The sequence below is a fragment of the Thalassolituus sp. UBA675 genome, from assembly GCF_002297765.1.
In the GTDB taxonomy this organism is placed as follows: Bacteria; Pseudomonadota; Gammaproteobacteria; order Pseudomonadales; family Oceanobacteraceae; genus Thalassolituus.
Genome location: NZ_DBNJ01000025.1, coordinates 55,315 through 69,797, shown reverse-complemented (window position 1 = coordinate 69,797; position 14,483 = coordinate 55,315). Strand labels below are relative to the sequence as shown.

Sequence of the window (14,483 nt, the reverse complement as noted above, 5' to 3'; positions counted from 1 at the left end):
GCGATTCCCGTGGTGGTGTTTCTGACTCTCTTATTATTTTTTGTCGCATTGGGACACCTCCCTTTTGCCACCTTTCTGACACTGCTTGAACAATAAAATAAATGAGCCCTATGAAAAGGGACAGGAGTTCTCACTATGTCAGCGAACAAAGCAGCGCAGAAGAAACTGCCTCCGATCAAAATGCGCTTCAAAAAGCGTGAAGACATTACTCTCGACGAGTGTCTGGGAATGTACGAACTGTTTAAGGTGTACTACCAGAACACGCCGTTTGAACAGTTCCTGGAAGACTTCTCGAATAAAACCGGTGCTCACATTGCTAAGCGCAAAACCGACGGCAAGGTCGTGGGTTTCTCGACGGGTGTTGCCCGCACCATTGAAGTCGACGGCAAGCCAGTCCGAATTCTCTTCAGCGGTGATACTGTGATGGCAAAAGAATACTGGGGGCATTCTGCATTCCCTCAGTCATTTTTCCGCTGGTTGCTTTCAGAGCGTCTCCGTCATCCGACTCTGCCGATGTACTGGTTCCTGATTTCTATGGGCTACCGTACCTACCTGATTCTGGCAAACAACTTCTACAAGTATTACCCGAACATTGACGGTGATGATCCGCACCTGAAGAATGTTGCTTTTACTGCTGCGGATAACATCTTCCCGGGCGCACTCAATCGTGAAACGGGCCTTCTGGACTTCGGTGAGGACGCCTGTACACTGTCAGACTTCGTAACACCGATCACTGACAAAGAGCGTGCTGTGCCTAAGATCGCTTTCTTTGAAAGCCGTAACCCAAGCTGGCATAAAGGCGATGAAATGGCCTGTGTTGGTTCTCTGGACTGTGGTTCGTTTGGTCGGGTTATTCTGGATGCGCGTCGCACCCTCTTTAAGAAGGGAACACGCAAGACCCAGAAACAGGCAAGTTCGGCTGTGGTTAACCACAAACCTGAGAACATTGAGGTGACCGTAGACGATATTTACAACAAAGAATCTGACAGTAAGACTGCCTGATAACGTTGTGAACTCCTGAAAAAGCCCGGCTGTTTTGCAGTCGGGCTTTTTTATTTCTCATTTACTTAGTTCGGATAGCGCTGACGCAGATACTCGAACATAGCTCTCATGCCCATAGCTTCACCACCGACAGGTTTCCCACGGAGTGCTCGGCGATTCCAGGCCATAACGTCGAAATGCACCCATGGAGTTTCTTCGACGAATGCTTCCAGATACAGCGCGGCTGTGATTGCTCCCCCGAATGGGCCGGGAACGGAGTTGACCATATCGGCAACTTCGCTGTGCAGGGCTTCTTTGTACATGCGGAACAGGGGCAGGTTCCAGACAGGGTCCGATATCTTTTCACCCGCTTGCATAAGGTCACCAGCCAGCTGCTTCTGATTCGTGAAGAAGCCGGGCAGGTCCGTGCCAAGTGCAACACGGCATGCGCCCGTTAACGTTGCGAAGTCGATCATCAGGTCAGGCTTTTCGCTGGCACCTTCGAACAATGCGTCACACAGTACCAGGCGGCCCTCTGCGTCAGTGTTGTCGATCTCGACGGTCAAACCTTTGCGAGTCGGAATAACATCGCCGGGTCTGAAAGCATTGCCACTGACTGCGTTCTCAGCGGCGGGGATAAGCAGACGCAGGCGCACTGGTAGCTTATTGGCCATGATCAGGTAGGCCAGACCGATCGTGTGGGCTGCACCACCCATATCTTTCTTCATCAGGCGCATTGAATCGCCAGGTTTCATATTCAGACCGCCACTGTCGAAGCAGATACCTTTACCTACTAACGTGACCTTAGGGTGGTCTGGATCTCCCCAGGTCATATCAATCAGGCGAGGGTCATGCTCGCTGGCGCGGCCTACCGCATGGATCATAGGGTAGTTCTGTTCAAGCAGTTCTGAACCCACGATATCCCGGACTTTTGCGCCGAATTCATCGGCCATTGAATGAACCGCTGATGATATGTTCTGCGGCATCATGTCAGACGCAGGTGTATTGATCAGGTCGCGAACGCGTTTGGTGCCTTCTGTTAAACGGCGTGCTTCTTCAATAATGGCTTCGTTATTCAGGGACAGTTTTGCGGTGACTGCCGATTTCTCTGTGTACCGGTCAAAGCGATAGGCGCCGACGCCCCAGCCGAAGGCAAGAGCCAGCAGGCTTTCATCGGAAAGGTCAGAAACGGGAGTGTATGTTCCAGCTGGCAATGCACTGGAAAGGTTGCCACAGACGAAGAAATCTTCGGTAGATTCAACCACGCACAAAACGCTATCAATGCTTCCGTCTGTTGCTGGAATGATGGTGTGGCCGGAGCCAGCATAGCCCGAATGCAGAAGCCATTGTTTGACGTGTTCCGGCTGACTATCGAGCCAGTTGGCGTAGTGCTCTTTCTCGATCAGGTGAAGGGGCGTACCTTCCTGGCTATGCATCAGTACTGCAGACATCGTTATTTCCTGTTTCTGGGTATTCGCTTAGTAGTATAGGAGTATAACAAGGGTAACAGAACCGGACAGATATACAGGGTTCGGGTAAACTAAGCCGCTTTTATTCTGGGCCTTGGGAGGCAGAATGTGGGATGAAATTGGCGGTGGCTTTCTGATCGGTGCCGCCGCGTCTTTGCTCTGGGTGGGCATCGGTCGCATCAGTGGTATGACCGGGGTGCTTTCCAGTTTGTTTCTGGTTATGGACTCAGGGCGCCATTGGGCACTTGCGTTTCTGGTCGGGCTATTGGTTGCCTGGCCGGTCGTGCAGGCGGCCGGTTATTCAACTCCGATAAACATTACTGACAACACTGGGCTTCTGATTGCTGCGGGGCTCCTTGTGGGGTTTGGTACCTATATTGGCAATGGCTGTACCAGTGGTCATGGAGTGTGCGGCATGGGCCGGCTTTCGTTCCGCTCATTCGTCGCGACACTGACCTTTATCGCAGCCGGTATTGTGACCGTCGCCATGATGAATGCAGTGGGGCTGAGTCTATGAAGTATGTTATCCCTTTCCTGAGTGGCCTCCTTTTTGGACTTGGCCTGCTGGTTTCAGGCATGAATGATCCACAGAAAGTCCGGGCATTTCTGGATGTATTCGGGAGCTGGCAGCCGGAATTAATCGCAGTGATGGGCGCCGCAGTGGTGACCTTCTTCATCGTCTTTCAATTAAGCAAATCCCGGAATAAACCTCTGTTCGCTTCGAGTTTTCACCTGCCAAGCCTGCAGGATATTGACCTTCGTTTGGTTGCTGGTGCCGCTATGTTTGGAATAGGTTGGGGGCTGGTCGGGCTATGCCCGGGGCCAGCGCTGGTTGACGTATTGTCTGGTAATGAGAGCGTACTTATTTTTGTTGGGGCGCTGATTGCCGGCAACCGCTTGGCTCACTATTTTGTTGGACCAGCAAAAAGCAGCTAAGAGTAGACAGGAATAAACAAGAATAACTAAGAAGCCTTGATCAGAATTTACTATCGGGCCGTTAGTTAATATCTGTTTCTGTTTGGTGCTGACACACGGTTAACTGTGAATATCGTTAATTGAGGGCCAGCACTATGCATCGCTTATCTGATTCCGCTGTATTCATCCTGTCTGTCTTCGGCCAGCCTCATCTTTGTATTGATGAGGCGGCACATTCAGATTCAGAGAACGCGTGACAGAAACTCTTCGGCGTCTTTCACAGACTGTTCCGGAATTTCTTCCATCGGTACATGGCCGACACCTGGGTAGGTAATCAACTCTGACCCTTTGATGTCCCGATGAAACAGTGGCGCGTTCTTCGGCGTGATCCAGATGTCTTTTTCACCCCACTGAATCAGAGTGGGGGCGGTTACGTCAGAAACTCTCTCAGGCGTCATATTGTCGAGCTCCTCAAAGATTTTCAGCAGCGATAACGGATTGCCTTTGTGCAGCATCATATCCTGATAACACGGTATTTTTTCTTCCGCTATGCGTCGCTTGTCCCCGTATACCTCACCGAGAATGTATCTGACAACAAACTGAGGCGTTGCTACCCGCACCAGGTGGCGAAGGTAGGGAGTTGTGAAAAGCTTCATGATCAGAGGAAGCTGCATTGGGTAGCCCGCTGCATCCAGAAGTACGAGCGCCTGAACTTTTTCAGGGTGCTCTGCCGCGAAGCTCCAGGAGATATAGCCACCTAGCGAGTTTCCTACCAGGACCGCTTTCTCCAGCTTCAGGTGCTCCAGCAGCGCATTGATACGGTCGACAATTCCTTCGATGGAGGTATCCCCGTCACTGATAGCACCGCTTAAGCCGAAGCCAGGCACATCAAGGCGAATAATCCGGTATTTCCCCTTCAGGTGCTCAACCCAGCCATCCCAGGTCTGGAGCGAGGCCATGATGCCATGCAGCATGATAAGGACTGGTGCGTTTTCGTCCTGACTGCCCTCAACCCGGTAGTGAATATTGTCACCACGGTAATGGAAGAATCGGGAGTTATCGTTGGTATAGATCTCGGCCAGCTCTGCTGTACTCAGTTTCGTCAGCCCCAGGTAACGCATCAATGACATGCTGCTTTCCTTTATTTTCTGTTCTGCAGAAGAATGCCCGTCTCTTGGTGTGACCGGTAGGTTGAATAGCGACAGCATTGACTGCGAAATTGTCATCGTTTTGTCAGATGGGGGCCATCTGGCTGTCATTTGCAGAGGGTTTACTGTGCGCGTCAGTCACAGAATGAGCCGACGATATGCCTCTGTCTCGCAGGGAGTTTCTGATTGATAGTCTCGCCAGTGGTTTTCTGTTCCCCGGCGGTAAAGATCAGAGAAAACAGGCTGGATTTCCTTTTCGCCACGGCATTGCCAGTGGTGACCCTCTGACCGACGCTATTATTCTCTGGACGCGAATCAGCCCTGACGGCGACCGGGATCTTGTGCCATATCGGTGGGTAGTAGCAACCGATCGCTCTCTTCAGGGTATTGTTGCCTCAGGAGAGGGGCTGGCTTCAGCAGAGCGGGACTTTACTGTTAAACATGATGTTCGTGGTTTGCTCCCGGGCAAAACCTACTTCTATGCGTTTTACGCCCGCGGGCACTGGTCTGATACCGGTCGATTCCGGACACTGCCAGAAGGGAACGTCGATCACCTCAGGCTTGCCTTTACCTCCTGTTCAAATTACGCCGCAGGCTATTTCAATGTATATCGCGAACTGTCACATCGTCATGACCTCGACGTCGTACTTCATCTGGGCGACTACATCTACGAATACGCCAATATTGAAGAGTCGCTGGCATCCGGTCGGGTAAATGAGCCTTTGGGCGAAACCGTGTCGCTGGAAGATTACCGGGCCCGGCATGCCTGTTATAAGGCGGATAAAGATCTTCAGGCAGTGCACCGCCAGCATGCTTTTATTGCCATCTGGGACGATCATGAAGTAGCGAATAATGCGTGGCAGGGCGGTGCTGCTAATCACTCGTTAATACAGGGTGAGTGGGGGCAGCGCTTAAGTGCAGCGGTACAGGCTTATTACGAATGGATGCCGGTTCGCGAAATCAGCCACACCGGCCGACTGGCTCTGTATCGCGGATACCGCTTCGGTAACCTTCTGGATCTCTCGGTGCTGGACACCCGCCTTGCAGGACGGGATGCACCGGCGGAAACCCCCGACGCAATCAATGCGGAGGAAAGAACCTTACTTGGCGCAGAGCAGGAAGCCTGGCTGGAGACCCGATTGGCTTCAGCACAGCAGGAGGGGGTCACCTGGAAGCTGCTTGGTCAGCAAGTGATGATGGCGCAATTCGGACTGGCGGAGCAGCCATTTAATTACGATCAGTGGGATGGTTATCCTGCGGCACGTCGTCGCTTATTCGATTGTATTCGCCGGCACAATGTAGAAAATTTTGGTGTGCTGACCGGCGATATTCACTCAGGTTGGGCTATGACACTGAATGATGACCCATTCACTTCAATCGACACTCCGATAGGCTTCGAATTAGTCACACCCGCGGTGACATCGCCGGGAATCAGTAATAAAACAACGGCTGCGTTAGCGGGCTCTTCGTTAATGCAGGTGATGCCTCATCTGGAATTTATCGATTTTTATTATCGCGGGTTTGTCTTACTCGACATTACCCATGACCACTTGCAAGCCGAGTGGTGGGTGGTTAACCGTGTTGATAGCCCACGTTATGACTCCGCTTGTCTGAAAGCATTGAAACTGAAGCGCGGTGAATACCGATACATTGAGTCTCAGCCTGTTAAGCCTGTGGCATCGTCGATCGAACTAGCTGATTTCTCAGAGGACCTTTCGTACCTGAGAAACTGGTCTGCGGGTGATGAGCGGGCAGCAACTGATATGATCGCCGCCCTTCACTCTGGAAATTAATTCGCTCTTTAGTGTGCTGGTTTCAGGGTCTCAATAAAAACTCGCGGGCATCTTTGACACTGATTTCCGGAATTTCTTCCATCGGCATATGACCAGCGTCGTCGTATATCACAGACTCTGAATTACGGATCTTTTTCATAAAAGATTTTACGTGGCGAAGAGGAATCCAGCGGTCTTTTTTACCCCACATAATCAGTGTCGGTTGATTCATGTTTTTCATATAGCCGGTACGGAAACCACCAATATTTCGTATGTAATGAACAACACGTGCAGAAGCAGCCCGGTTGCCTTCCCGCATCGACAGGTCGTAATAGAGATCTACTTTTTCTTTTTTGACCTTAGAGCGATCACCGTACACATCTTTGATTACCGCCCAGAATGCAGCTTTAGGATACTTCACGGTCTGGCTTAAGAAGGTTGCACCGGGCAAGGCCAGCGATATCAGGAGCCAGGGAGTGACAAACAGAAAACCGGCCGAATCGATAAGAATAACTTTTTTGACTTTCTCCGGATAACGGCCCGCAAACTCCCAGCTCATCCAGCCGCCCAGCGAGTTACCTGCAAGCATGCACTCACTGATGCCGAGAGCATCGGTAAAGTCGTTCAGGAAGTCACTGTAGATATGTTTAAACATGCCTTTAGGGTGCGCACCAGTTAAGCCATAGTTTGGTGCATCGAGAGCGATTACCCGGAAGTCTTCTTTCAGGGTATCAATCCACTCTTCCCATGTGTGCAGTGATGAAAACATGCCGTGTAACAGAATGAGCACAGGGCCTTCACCAACATCACGGTAATGCACATCCATTCCCTGAACCTGAATGAACTTAGAATCAGCGTAAGCGTGGCGACGCTTGATCTCATCCAGTGGAATGCCGTACTTCTCTTTAAACAACGACTGCAGCATGTTGGCCTCTGATATCCGCAATGTTGGCGACCGTAGACGCCCTGACTGGTAAAATTGGGTCTTATTTTATCAGACACCTGTATTATCACTATGGTCGAAAGGGACTTTTTTGAAGTTATAGCAGAAGCCAGCCTTATGTTCTTGCTGGCGCTGGCCGCGGGCTCAATCCTTCCTGTCGGGTCCGAGTGGTATCTGGTGTTATTGCTGGAGCAAGGCGCGGTTGCCTGGCTGGTTACTACTGCTGCGATTATCGGGAATACATTCGGGGGCTGGCTAACCTTCGGACTGGGCATGGGTGGAAGAAAGCTCTATGAGCGCTCACACGAGTTGCCGCGCCGCTTCCAGATTGCTGAGAGCCTTTTTGCGCGTTACGGTCGTTGGTCGTTATTGTTCAGCTGGGTGCCATTACTTGGAGATATTCTTGTGGGGCTGGCCGGCATCGCGAAGCTGCCGTGGAAGTCTTCTTTTGTGCTTATTTTTATAGGCAAAGCACTGCGCTACCTTTTTATCTACAGTGTCTGGGCGGGGCTGACCCATCTATGAGTTATCTATTGAAGGCGACTTTGTGCGCAGCGGACGAAGGGCGAACGCCTGATGACTTCCTGCTCTGGCTGCTTCCCCGGCATTCGGAGTACGAACGTACTCAACTTCTTGCCAGAGCCACTCTGGGCTGTACGCCTTTGAACGAAATTGAGTACTTACCAGGTAGCGGCGAGCTTTCAGTGCTCCTGGAGGATCATCAGGAGGATGCAGTAGCGGGCGGTTGGCAGATCGTCTGGGAACGTCACGACCTGATGGTGATATGTAAACCCCACCAACTGCCCGTAAGCCGCACCACCCGTAACTTGTTCGGTACTCTGATCTCAGAAATACGCAGGCATACCCCGTGGCGGGATGCGCGCCTGATGCATCGGCTTGATGCAGAGACTGCAGGGCTTATTCTTATTGCAAAACATGAGGCTGCAGACCGACGTTGGAAGAAGCGGCTGAACCGGCTGGTGGGTGTTAAGGAGTATTATGCGTGCGTTTGGGGAGCACCTTCCTGGGAGCACCTGGAAGATTTTACTCCCTTGTCAGAGCGAGTAGACAGCGAAATCCGGACACGTATGTATCCTGTCTCTGACGCTGATTCTGCCGTATACCGAAGCGTGAAACAGTGTCACTCGGAGTTTGATGTGATCGAAAAGGGTGGGGAGAGCGCTTTAATCCGGTGTCGGATCCATACCGGCCGCAAGCATCAGATTCGTGCTCACCTCGCAGCGCAGGGGCACCCCATTGTGGGCGATAAGATCTATTCCCTCGATGGCAGTTTTTACCTGAAGAGATTGGATGCTCCTCTATCGGCTGAGGATCTTCGGGAACTCGGTGCCAGTCATCAGTTACTGGTGGCGAGCAAGTTGGTGCTCAACCTCCCGGGTGAGCAAGTTACCCTTACTCTACCTTCAGCGCTTGATCATCCAACAGAGGTTGAGCTGGCACGAGAATACTTTTTGTGTATGTGACCTGGGATACGGCTTCACCATTTACCATGTACCTGAGTTGTTCATAAACAAGGCGTCCCATATCTTCGAAGTCGATACTTACTAATCCTTGCAGTAATCCCTGACGCAACATCTCTCTGTGCCCTGTGCTGATCTTGCCGACACCCGCAATAATCTGCGTATTTAGCTGTTCGTCTCCGAGAGCGGACATCGTTGCAATAAATGCACGTTCGTTGACGATTGGCCAATGCCCTACTGATACTAACAAGTCGGGTCGGACATCCAGCAAAATTCCCGTTAGCTGATGCAGGGCCTCCCGATGATTAGCGCTGGGTAGTTTGGGGCAGCGGGTCGGTTCCGTCCAGCCACCTTCTCCCGATAAACGCTGCCCGGACTTAAGCGGGTGATCGCCGGCGAGATAGCGACGCAGCGCATCGACACGAATTGCGAGGTTAGGGTCGTGATCTACCGTCATGATACAGATGCTGCCCGCCCCGGGAGCGGCTGCAAGCGCAAGTCTGCCCAAGTCCCGGCCAAAGGCTTCGTTGTCGGCGCCGACGTACGGGAGTGAGGCGAGCTTCTCTTCCTTTTTAAAGGGGGAGTCAAACGTCATCACTGGAATGCTGGCTTCATCCAGGCGATCTGCAATGAAGGATGACTGTGTCACTGAAACAGCAATCGCAGCGTAGCGATCACTGGTGAGCGCCGATTCAATAGCTCTGGCCTGTAAGTGCGCGTTCGCTGGCTCTGAGGAGCCCAGCAACTCGCAAAAGTCTCCATTTCCCTGGGCTGCTTTGTCACATGCATGCCACGCCAACACAAAGTTTGGGTCAGACGTGCTCTTAGCAACCAGTCCGAAGATCTGCGCCTCAGCGACAACCTGAGCAGAACAAGCCGCGAGCATGAAAATAAGAAAATATTTCATTGATAACGTTATCAATTATCATTAGCCAGTATTCATTCAAGATATACCCTGTGGCGTGTTTAGCAAGGGGGCGGAAAGCAGTATTTTTGTGCGGGTTGATTAAAGAGGGTTGCTGACTGGTTCTGTCAGGGTCAAAACTGGCTGGAATAAAAAAACCGGGCACTCGGCCCGGTTTTATAACGCTTCTTTGTAGCCTCAGACTGAAGAACGTCTGCGTGATAGCAGGCTAAGAGAAGCGAGTACCAGCCAGAACAGGTTGACTGCGCCACCACTACCGGAAGAGGGCGCTGTCTCTACACTCTCTGTCTGTTCTTCATCCGGCAGAGCTGCTGCCACGGCTTCGACATCAATCCGACTATTAATTTTATAGTCGACCAGATTCATGTAGTGCGTGCCGTAAAGCCCGATATCTTTGAGGTATATGTAGTACACATTTTGACTAAAAGCTCGAGACGCCAGCGTGACATATTCATGGGGTTCACCCTGAAACTCCATAGTGCCCTTATCCAGCATGACCAACCAGTGGTGCACGCAATCTTCCTCTATAGTGCAGCCCTCGGGTCTGTCTGTCGAAACCTTACCACCCTCCTGAATCTCGAAAGGAAAATGTGGCATATCTATAATCTCAACTTCTCTCGTGTATGGGTTATCGACACTATGAAAGTAGATACCATTTTTACCTACGGAGTAGGTCATCCTTGGCTCACCGAAATATGTGAGCGTCGAGTCTCCATATTTATTTTCATTTTCGGGTGACACGCTTTCAATATATTCGACGAGGTATTCCGGAAAAATAGTCGGATAATTAGACCGATAGGTATACGTTATTTCTCCCAGAGGTAAATAATCAACGAGCGACACTGTATTAAACTCATCGGGCGTGAAAGGATCTGTCCCTGTATTAATCTCATAGATATCGTGGGCGCCGTCGTTATCAGAGTCGAGGCCGACATCGTACATAAACCCACTCCATGGGAGAGGAATCAGATCCCCTCCCCGTGAGTCCCGGTAATCCAGCTGATCTTCAATAGCATCTGGAATACCATCAAAGTCGTCATCGGGGTTACAGGCATCGCCAAAGAAATCGTAATCTTCAATTAAGGCTTCCTGAAGTGGATTGTATACGTTAGGGCAATTATCACCGCCATCAGGAACCCCGTCTGAATCTGAATCTGCGTCGTCGTAGTCGCACTCGTCTTGCAGACCGTCGCCGTCGCTGTCCGTTAAGCCAGACCGGACCATCGGACACGTATCCAGAGGAGCAACGAGATTATCAAGTTCATCGTAGTAAGGTTCCGTATCTTGTCCACTAACGAGGCGTTTTACAGTCAGGTATGGTGGTGTCTCGCCATCCACTAGCTCATAAGAGAAAGAGACCGAGATTAAACGGGGTCCGTCCGTTATCAAAACTGCAGTTACTGATGGGTCATAAGTAGGTAACAATGTCTCACCATCAATGGATAGCTCGGTAATTGCAACGGTATCTGGGGCAGTTTCGATCGCTATAAGGAGGTTGATGATCTGCGTTTCAGTAAAGTTAGTTGCGAAAACAAATCGGCCGTTTGCTGAGGGATTTGAAGAATGGTCTTCTTCTAACTCATATGGGGGCAAAAAGAAGTCAACATCATTGTCGTTTGTTATCAGAACCCCTCCCTGGCTCACCATAAGGAAGGACTGTGCTGTACTTCCGAATTTTACGTCGAGATTGTCTTTCGTCTCTGGTGTTGAAGCCGCTGACATGGGGTCAGACTGCAATAGCACTTCGATAAGATTGCTTACCCCATCGCTATCGCTGTCCATGTCATAATCGTCGGGGTTTAAATAATCTGAGCCTAGATCAGATTCAAGCTGGTTGGTTAAGCCGTCATCGTCTGCATCATCGTCGCAGAGGTCACCAATATTGTCTTTGTCTATGTCTAATTGATCAGGGTTAGAGGTGTTTGGGCAATTATCCCGGCTGTCAGAGTGGCCATCTTCATCTGAGTCCTCTTCGTATAAGATATTCCCCATCACCAGGCGATCTCTCGCTTCTGTTGGCTCGTTGTATCTGATGGAAACAATCGAGATGCCCGCAGGTATCGGTAAGGAAACGAGTTCATCGAAATACCCGCTAATATTTACACTGACTGGATTCCCATTGACGAAAAACTCAAGCTGATCTTCGATTGCGAAAGCAAAAGACTCCAGATACAAAACGCTGCTATTCAAAGGCCTGACTGCAAGATCAGCTTGAGTTATTACGCTTCCGGCAAGGTCGTGTTCAAAAGGGGCTGGTATTGAGAATGTATTTCCATTCACCTCCTGAGTCCCTTTAATGCCAGTAAAATGAATGACGCTATCGAGATCATCAGTGATGTTGAAGTCTTTAGATTCTATTGAATCAGGAGTCGATGTCTCGTCATTTGGATCTGAGCCGAGCAGAAGCTCCGCAAGATTGCTGCTACCGTCATTATCGGTATCGTTAAGTCGATCAGAAAAATCGGTTGGATCAGTGCCTAGCTGCGTTTCAAGTGCATCACTGAGACCGTCGTTATCGTCATCATCATCACATGCGTCGCCGAACTGGTCGTTATCAGAGTTCGTTTGGCTGGCATTGGCAATCTCCGTGCAGTTGTCAGACTCGTTAGGAATCAGATCTCCATCACTATCAGTATCTGAAAGTACGAAGGGTGAACTAAGAAGGGAGAGAAGTATTGTGAGGCTGATGACTCTGGACACGGATATTTCCTTATTAGTGTTTGAGTAGAGCTTATCACGGCAGTCAATACAGCTGGCTGGCTTTTGGCGACAAAGTATGGATTGACATAAAAAAACCGGGCACTCGGCCCGGTTTTTTAACGACGTTGAGTACTACTTAGTAAGCACTTACAGCAGGCCGTTTACTGCCTCAACGACTGCGTCAGTGGTGATGCCGAACTCTTTGAACAGTTCGCCTGCTGGTGCGGATTCACCAAAGGTATCCATGCCAACAATGGCGCCGTTCAGACCGACAAACTTGTACCAGTAGTCTTTGTGCAGTGCTTCAACCGCAACGCGAGCAGAGACTGCTGCTGGCAGTACCTGCTCCATGTATTCAGCACCTTGTGCACAGAAGACTTCGGCAGAAGGCATAGAAACAACGCGGATGTTCTTATCGCTCAGTTTCTCAGCCGCTTCCATCGCCAGTGAGACCTCAGAACCGGTCGCGATGATGATGGCGTCCGGCGTACCTGCACAGTCTTTCAGGATGTAACCGCCGCGGGCGATGGCGGCAACCTGCTCGGCGTTACGGTCCTGATGAGGCAGACCCTGACGAGAGAAGATTAGCGCCGATGGGCCGTCTTTGCGCTCAACAGAGGATTTCCACGCCACCGCAGATTCAACCGTGTCACAAGGACGCCAGGTCTGCAGGTTTGGAGTATTACGCAGGTTCGCCACTTGCTCCACTGGCTGGTGGGTCGGGCCGTCTTCGCCCAGACCGATAGAGTCGTGGGTGTAGACGAAAATCGCACGCTGCTTCATCAGGGCAGCCATGCGTACGGCATTACGTGCGTATTCCATAAACATCAGGAAGGTGGCGCCGTACGGTACGAAGCCCTTGTGCAGTGCAATACCGTTCATCATGGCGCTCATAGCGAATTCACGCACGCCGTAGAAAATATAGTTACCAGAAGCGTCAGTCTCGCTCACACCTTTGCAACCGTTCCACAGCGTAAGGTTAGAGCCTGCGAGGTCGGCAGAGCCGCCGAGGAATTCAGGCAGCATTGGGCCGAAGGCGTTGAGTGTGTTCTGAGACGCTTTACGCGAAGCAACTGTCTCGCCTTTTTCCTGACATTCGCGGATGTAGGCATCGGCCTGCGCCGCGAAGTCTGCAGGAAGGTCACCCGCGATACGACGCTTATACTCAGCAGCAAGCTCTGGGTAGGCAGCTTCATATGCCGCGAACTTGTCATTCCATGCGAATTCTGCCGCAGCGCCTTTTTCTTTCGCGCTCCAGCCTTCGTATACGTTTTCAGGAATTTCGAAAGAACCGTGTTTCCAGCCCAGACGCTCGCGGGTCAGCGCGATTTCGTCGTCGCCCAGAGGCGCGCCGTGGCACTCTTCTTTACCTTCTTTGTTCGGTGAACCGAAACCAATGATGGTTTTGCAGCAGATCAGGGTTGGCTGATCGCTGTTCGCACGTGCGGTGTCGATAGCCTGCTTGATCTCTTCAGGGTCGTGGCCATTCACCTTAGGAATCACCTGCCAGCCGTAGGACTCGAAACGCTTAACGGTATCGTCAGTGAACCAGCCTTCCACTTCGCCATCAATAGAAATGCCGTTGTCATCGTAGAAGGCAATCAGCTTGCCCAGACCCAGTGTGCCAGCCAGAGAGCAGGCTTCGTGGGAGATACCTTCCATCATGCAGCCGTCGCCCAGGAATACGTAGGTGTTGTGATCAACGATCTCGTGGCCTTCACGGTTGAACTGACCTGCCAGAACTTTCTCTGCCAGTGCCATACCGACACCATTGGCGATACCCTGACCCAATGGACCCGTGGTGGTTTCGATGCCCGGTGCATAACCGTACTCTGGGTGACCCGGAGTTTTGGAGTGCAGCTGACGGAAGTTTTTCAGATCGTTGATTGACAGATCGTAACCGCTCAGGTGCAGCAGGGAGTAAATCAGCATAGAGCCGTGACCGTTAGACAGGATAAAGCGGTCGCGGTCGGCCCATTCCGGATTCTCCGGGTTGTGTTTCAGATAGTCGTTCCAGAGAACTTCGGCGATGTCTGCCATGCCCATCGGGGCGCCTGGGTGTCCTGACTTGGCTTTCTGCACGGCGTCCATGCTGAGTGCGCGGATGGCATTTGCCAGTTCGGTACGGGTGGTCATGTAACGACTCCTG

12 protein-coding genes are annotated in these 14,483 nt (G+C 51.3%); 6 read left to right on the top strand and 6 right to left on the bottom strand.

Annotation, left to right across the window (positions count from 1 at the left end):
- Window positions 1-135 precede the first annotated feature (135 nt).
- The gene (locus tag B3007_RS10470) at window positions 136-1,002 is read left to right on the top strand and encodes a hypothetical protein (RefSeq protein WP_068444061.1); all 867 of its coding nucleotides are present in this window, start codon (window positions 136-138) and stop codon (window positions 1,000-1,002) included.
- A gap of 65 nt (window positions 1,003-1,067) precedes the next feature.
- Here B3007_RS10470 and B3007_RS10465 read toward each other — a convergent pair whose 3' ends face one another.
- Entirely contained in the window at window positions 1,068-2,432 is a 1,365-nt protein-coding gene (locus tag B3007_RS10465) for a leucyl aminopeptidase family protein (protein ID WP_301376738.1), read from the bottom strand.
- Between the two features lie 124 nt (window positions 2,433-2,556).
- Between B3007_RS10465 and B3007_RS10460 the strand changes: the two genes are divergently transcribed.
- The gene (locus B3007_RS10460; RefSeq protein WP_301376737.1) at window positions 2,557-2,967 is read left to right on the top strand and encodes a YeeE/YedE family protein; all 411 of its coding nucleotides are present in this window, start codon (window positions 2,557-2,559) and stop codon (window positions 2,965-2,967) included.
- Window positions 2,964-3,386, top strand: coding sequence for a DUF6691 family protein (locus tag B3007_RS10455; RefSeq protein ID WP_301376736.1), 423 nt, complete (start codon window positions 2,964-2,966; stop codon window positions 3,384-3,386). The genes B3007_RS10460 and B3007_RS10455 overlap by 4 nt, the downstream gene beginning before the upstream one ends.
- A 221-nt stretch (window positions 3,387-3,607) precedes the next feature.
- Here the strand turns inward: B3007_RS10455 and B3007_RS10450 are convergent, their stop codons facing one another.
- Complete coding sequence (locus B3007_RS10450) at window positions 3,608-4,495, bottom strand: alpha/beta fold hydrolase (protein ID WP_301376735.1); 888 nt, start codon at window positions 4,493-4,495, stop codon at window positions 3,608-3,610.
- 176 nt (window positions 4,496-4,671) lie between these two features.
- Here B3007_RS10450 and B3007_RS10445 point away from each other — a divergent pair, with 176 nt between their 5' ends.
- A complete protein-coding gene (locus B3007_RS10445) occupies window positions 4,672-6,306 on the top strand; it encodes an alkaline phosphatase D family protein (protein WP_301376734.1) in 1,635 nt (544 codons plus the stop codon).
- 22 nt (window positions 6,307-6,328) lie between these two features.
- Here B3007_RS10445 and B3007_RS10440 read toward each other — a convergent pair whose 3' ends face one another.
- A complete protein-coding gene (locus B3007_RS10440) occupies window positions 6,329-7,210 on the bottom strand; it encodes an alpha/beta fold hydrolase (RefSeq protein ID WP_076515661.1) in 882 nt (293 codons plus the stop codon).
- A 135-nt stretch (window positions 7,211-7,345) separates the two neighbouring features.
- Between B3007_RS10440 and B3007_RS10435 the strand changes: the two genes are divergently transcribed.
- Together B3007_RS10435 and B3007_RS10430 are read left to right on the top strand one after the other, a co-directional pair.
- A complete protein-coding gene (locus B3007_RS10435) occupies window positions 7,346-7,753 on the top strand; it encodes a YqaA family protein (RefSeq protein ID WP_301376733.1) in 408 nt (135 codons plus the stop codon).
- Complete coding sequence (locus B3007_RS10430) at window positions 7,750-8,712, top strand: RluA family pseudouridine synthase (protein ID WP_301376732.1); 963 nt, start codon at window positions 7,750-7,752, stop codon at window positions 8,710-8,712. Before B3007_RS10435 ends, B3007_RS10430 begins: the two co-directional genes overlap by 4 nt.
- Here B3007_RS10430 and B3007_RS10425 read toward each other — a convergent pair.
- From B3007_RS10425 to tkt, 3 genes are all read right to left on the bottom strand, one after another.
- Window positions 8,642-9,616, bottom strand: a complete 975-nt coding sequence (locus tag B3007_RS10425) for a substrate-binding domain-containing protein (RefSeq protein ID WP_301376731.1) — start codon at window positions 9,614-9,616, stop codon at window positions 8,642-8,644. The genes B3007_RS10430 and B3007_RS10425 overlap by 71 nt on opposite strands.
- A gap of 195 nt (window positions 9,617-9,811) precedes the next feature.
- Window positions 9,812-12,334, bottom strand: coding sequence for a thrombospondin type 3 repeat-containing protein (locus B3007_RS10420; protein WP_301376730.1), 2,523 nt, complete (start codon window positions 12,332-12,334; stop codon window positions 9,812-9,814).
- 147 nt (window positions 12,335-12,481) lie between these two features.
- Complete coding sequence (gene tkt, locus B3007_RS10415) at window positions 12,482-14,470, bottom strand: transketolase (RefSeq protein ID WP_301376729.1); 1,989 nt, start codon at window positions 14,468-14,470, stop codon at window positions 12,482-12,484.
- Window positions 14,471-14,483 lie beyond the last annotated feature (13 nt).

What these genes read in the sequence shown, in the direction of transcription:
- B3007_RS10425 (WP_301376731.1), bottom strand. Translation starts at nt 9,616, where the DNA reads ATGAAATATTTTCTTATTTTCATGCTCGCGGCTTGTTCTGCTCAGGTT.
- B3007_RS10435 (WP_301376733.1), top strand. Translation starts at nt 7,346, where the DNA reads ATGTTCTTGCTGGCGCTGGCCGCGGGCTCAATCCTTCCTGTCGGGTCC.
- B3007_RS10430 (WP_301376732.1), top strand. Translation starts at nt 7,750, where the DNA reads ATGAGTTATCTATTGAAGGCGACTTTGTGCGCAGCGGACGAAGGGCGA.
- tkt (WP_301376729.1), bottom strand. Translation starts at nt 14,470, where the DNA reads ATGACCACCCGTACCGAACTGGCAAATGCCATCCGCGCACTCAGCATG.
- B3007_RS10465 (WP_301376738.1), bottom strand. Translation starts at nt 2,432, where the DNA reads ATGTCTGCAGTACTGATGCATAGCCAGGAAGGTACGCCCCTTCACCTG.
- B3007_RS10445 (WP_301376734.1), top strand. Translation starts at nt 4,672, where the DNA reads ATGCCTCTGTCTCGCAGGGAGTTTCTGATTGATAGTCTCGCCAGTGGT.
- B3007_RS10460 (WP_301376737.1), top strand. Translation starts at nt 2,557, where the DNA reads ATGTGGGATGAAATTGGCGGTGGCTTTCTGATCGGTGCCGCCGCGTCT.
- B3007_RS10450 (WP_301376735.1), bottom strand. Translation starts at nt 4,495, where the DNA reads ATGTCATTGATGCGTTACCTGGGGCTGACGAAACTGAGTACAGCAGAG.
- B3007_RS10470 (WP_068444061.1), top strand. Translation starts at nt 136, where the DNA reads ATGTCAGCGAACAAAGCAGCGCAGAAGAAACTGCCTCCGATCAAAATG.
- B3007_RS10440 (WP_076515661.1), bottom strand. Translation starts at nt 7,210, where the DNA reads ATGCTGCAGTCGTTGTTTAAAGAGAAGTACGGCATTCCACTGGATGAG.
- B3007_RS10455 (WP_301376736.1), top strand. Translation starts at nt 2,964, where the DNA reads ATGAAGTATGTTATCCCTTTCCTGAGTGGCCTCCTTTTTGGACTTGGC.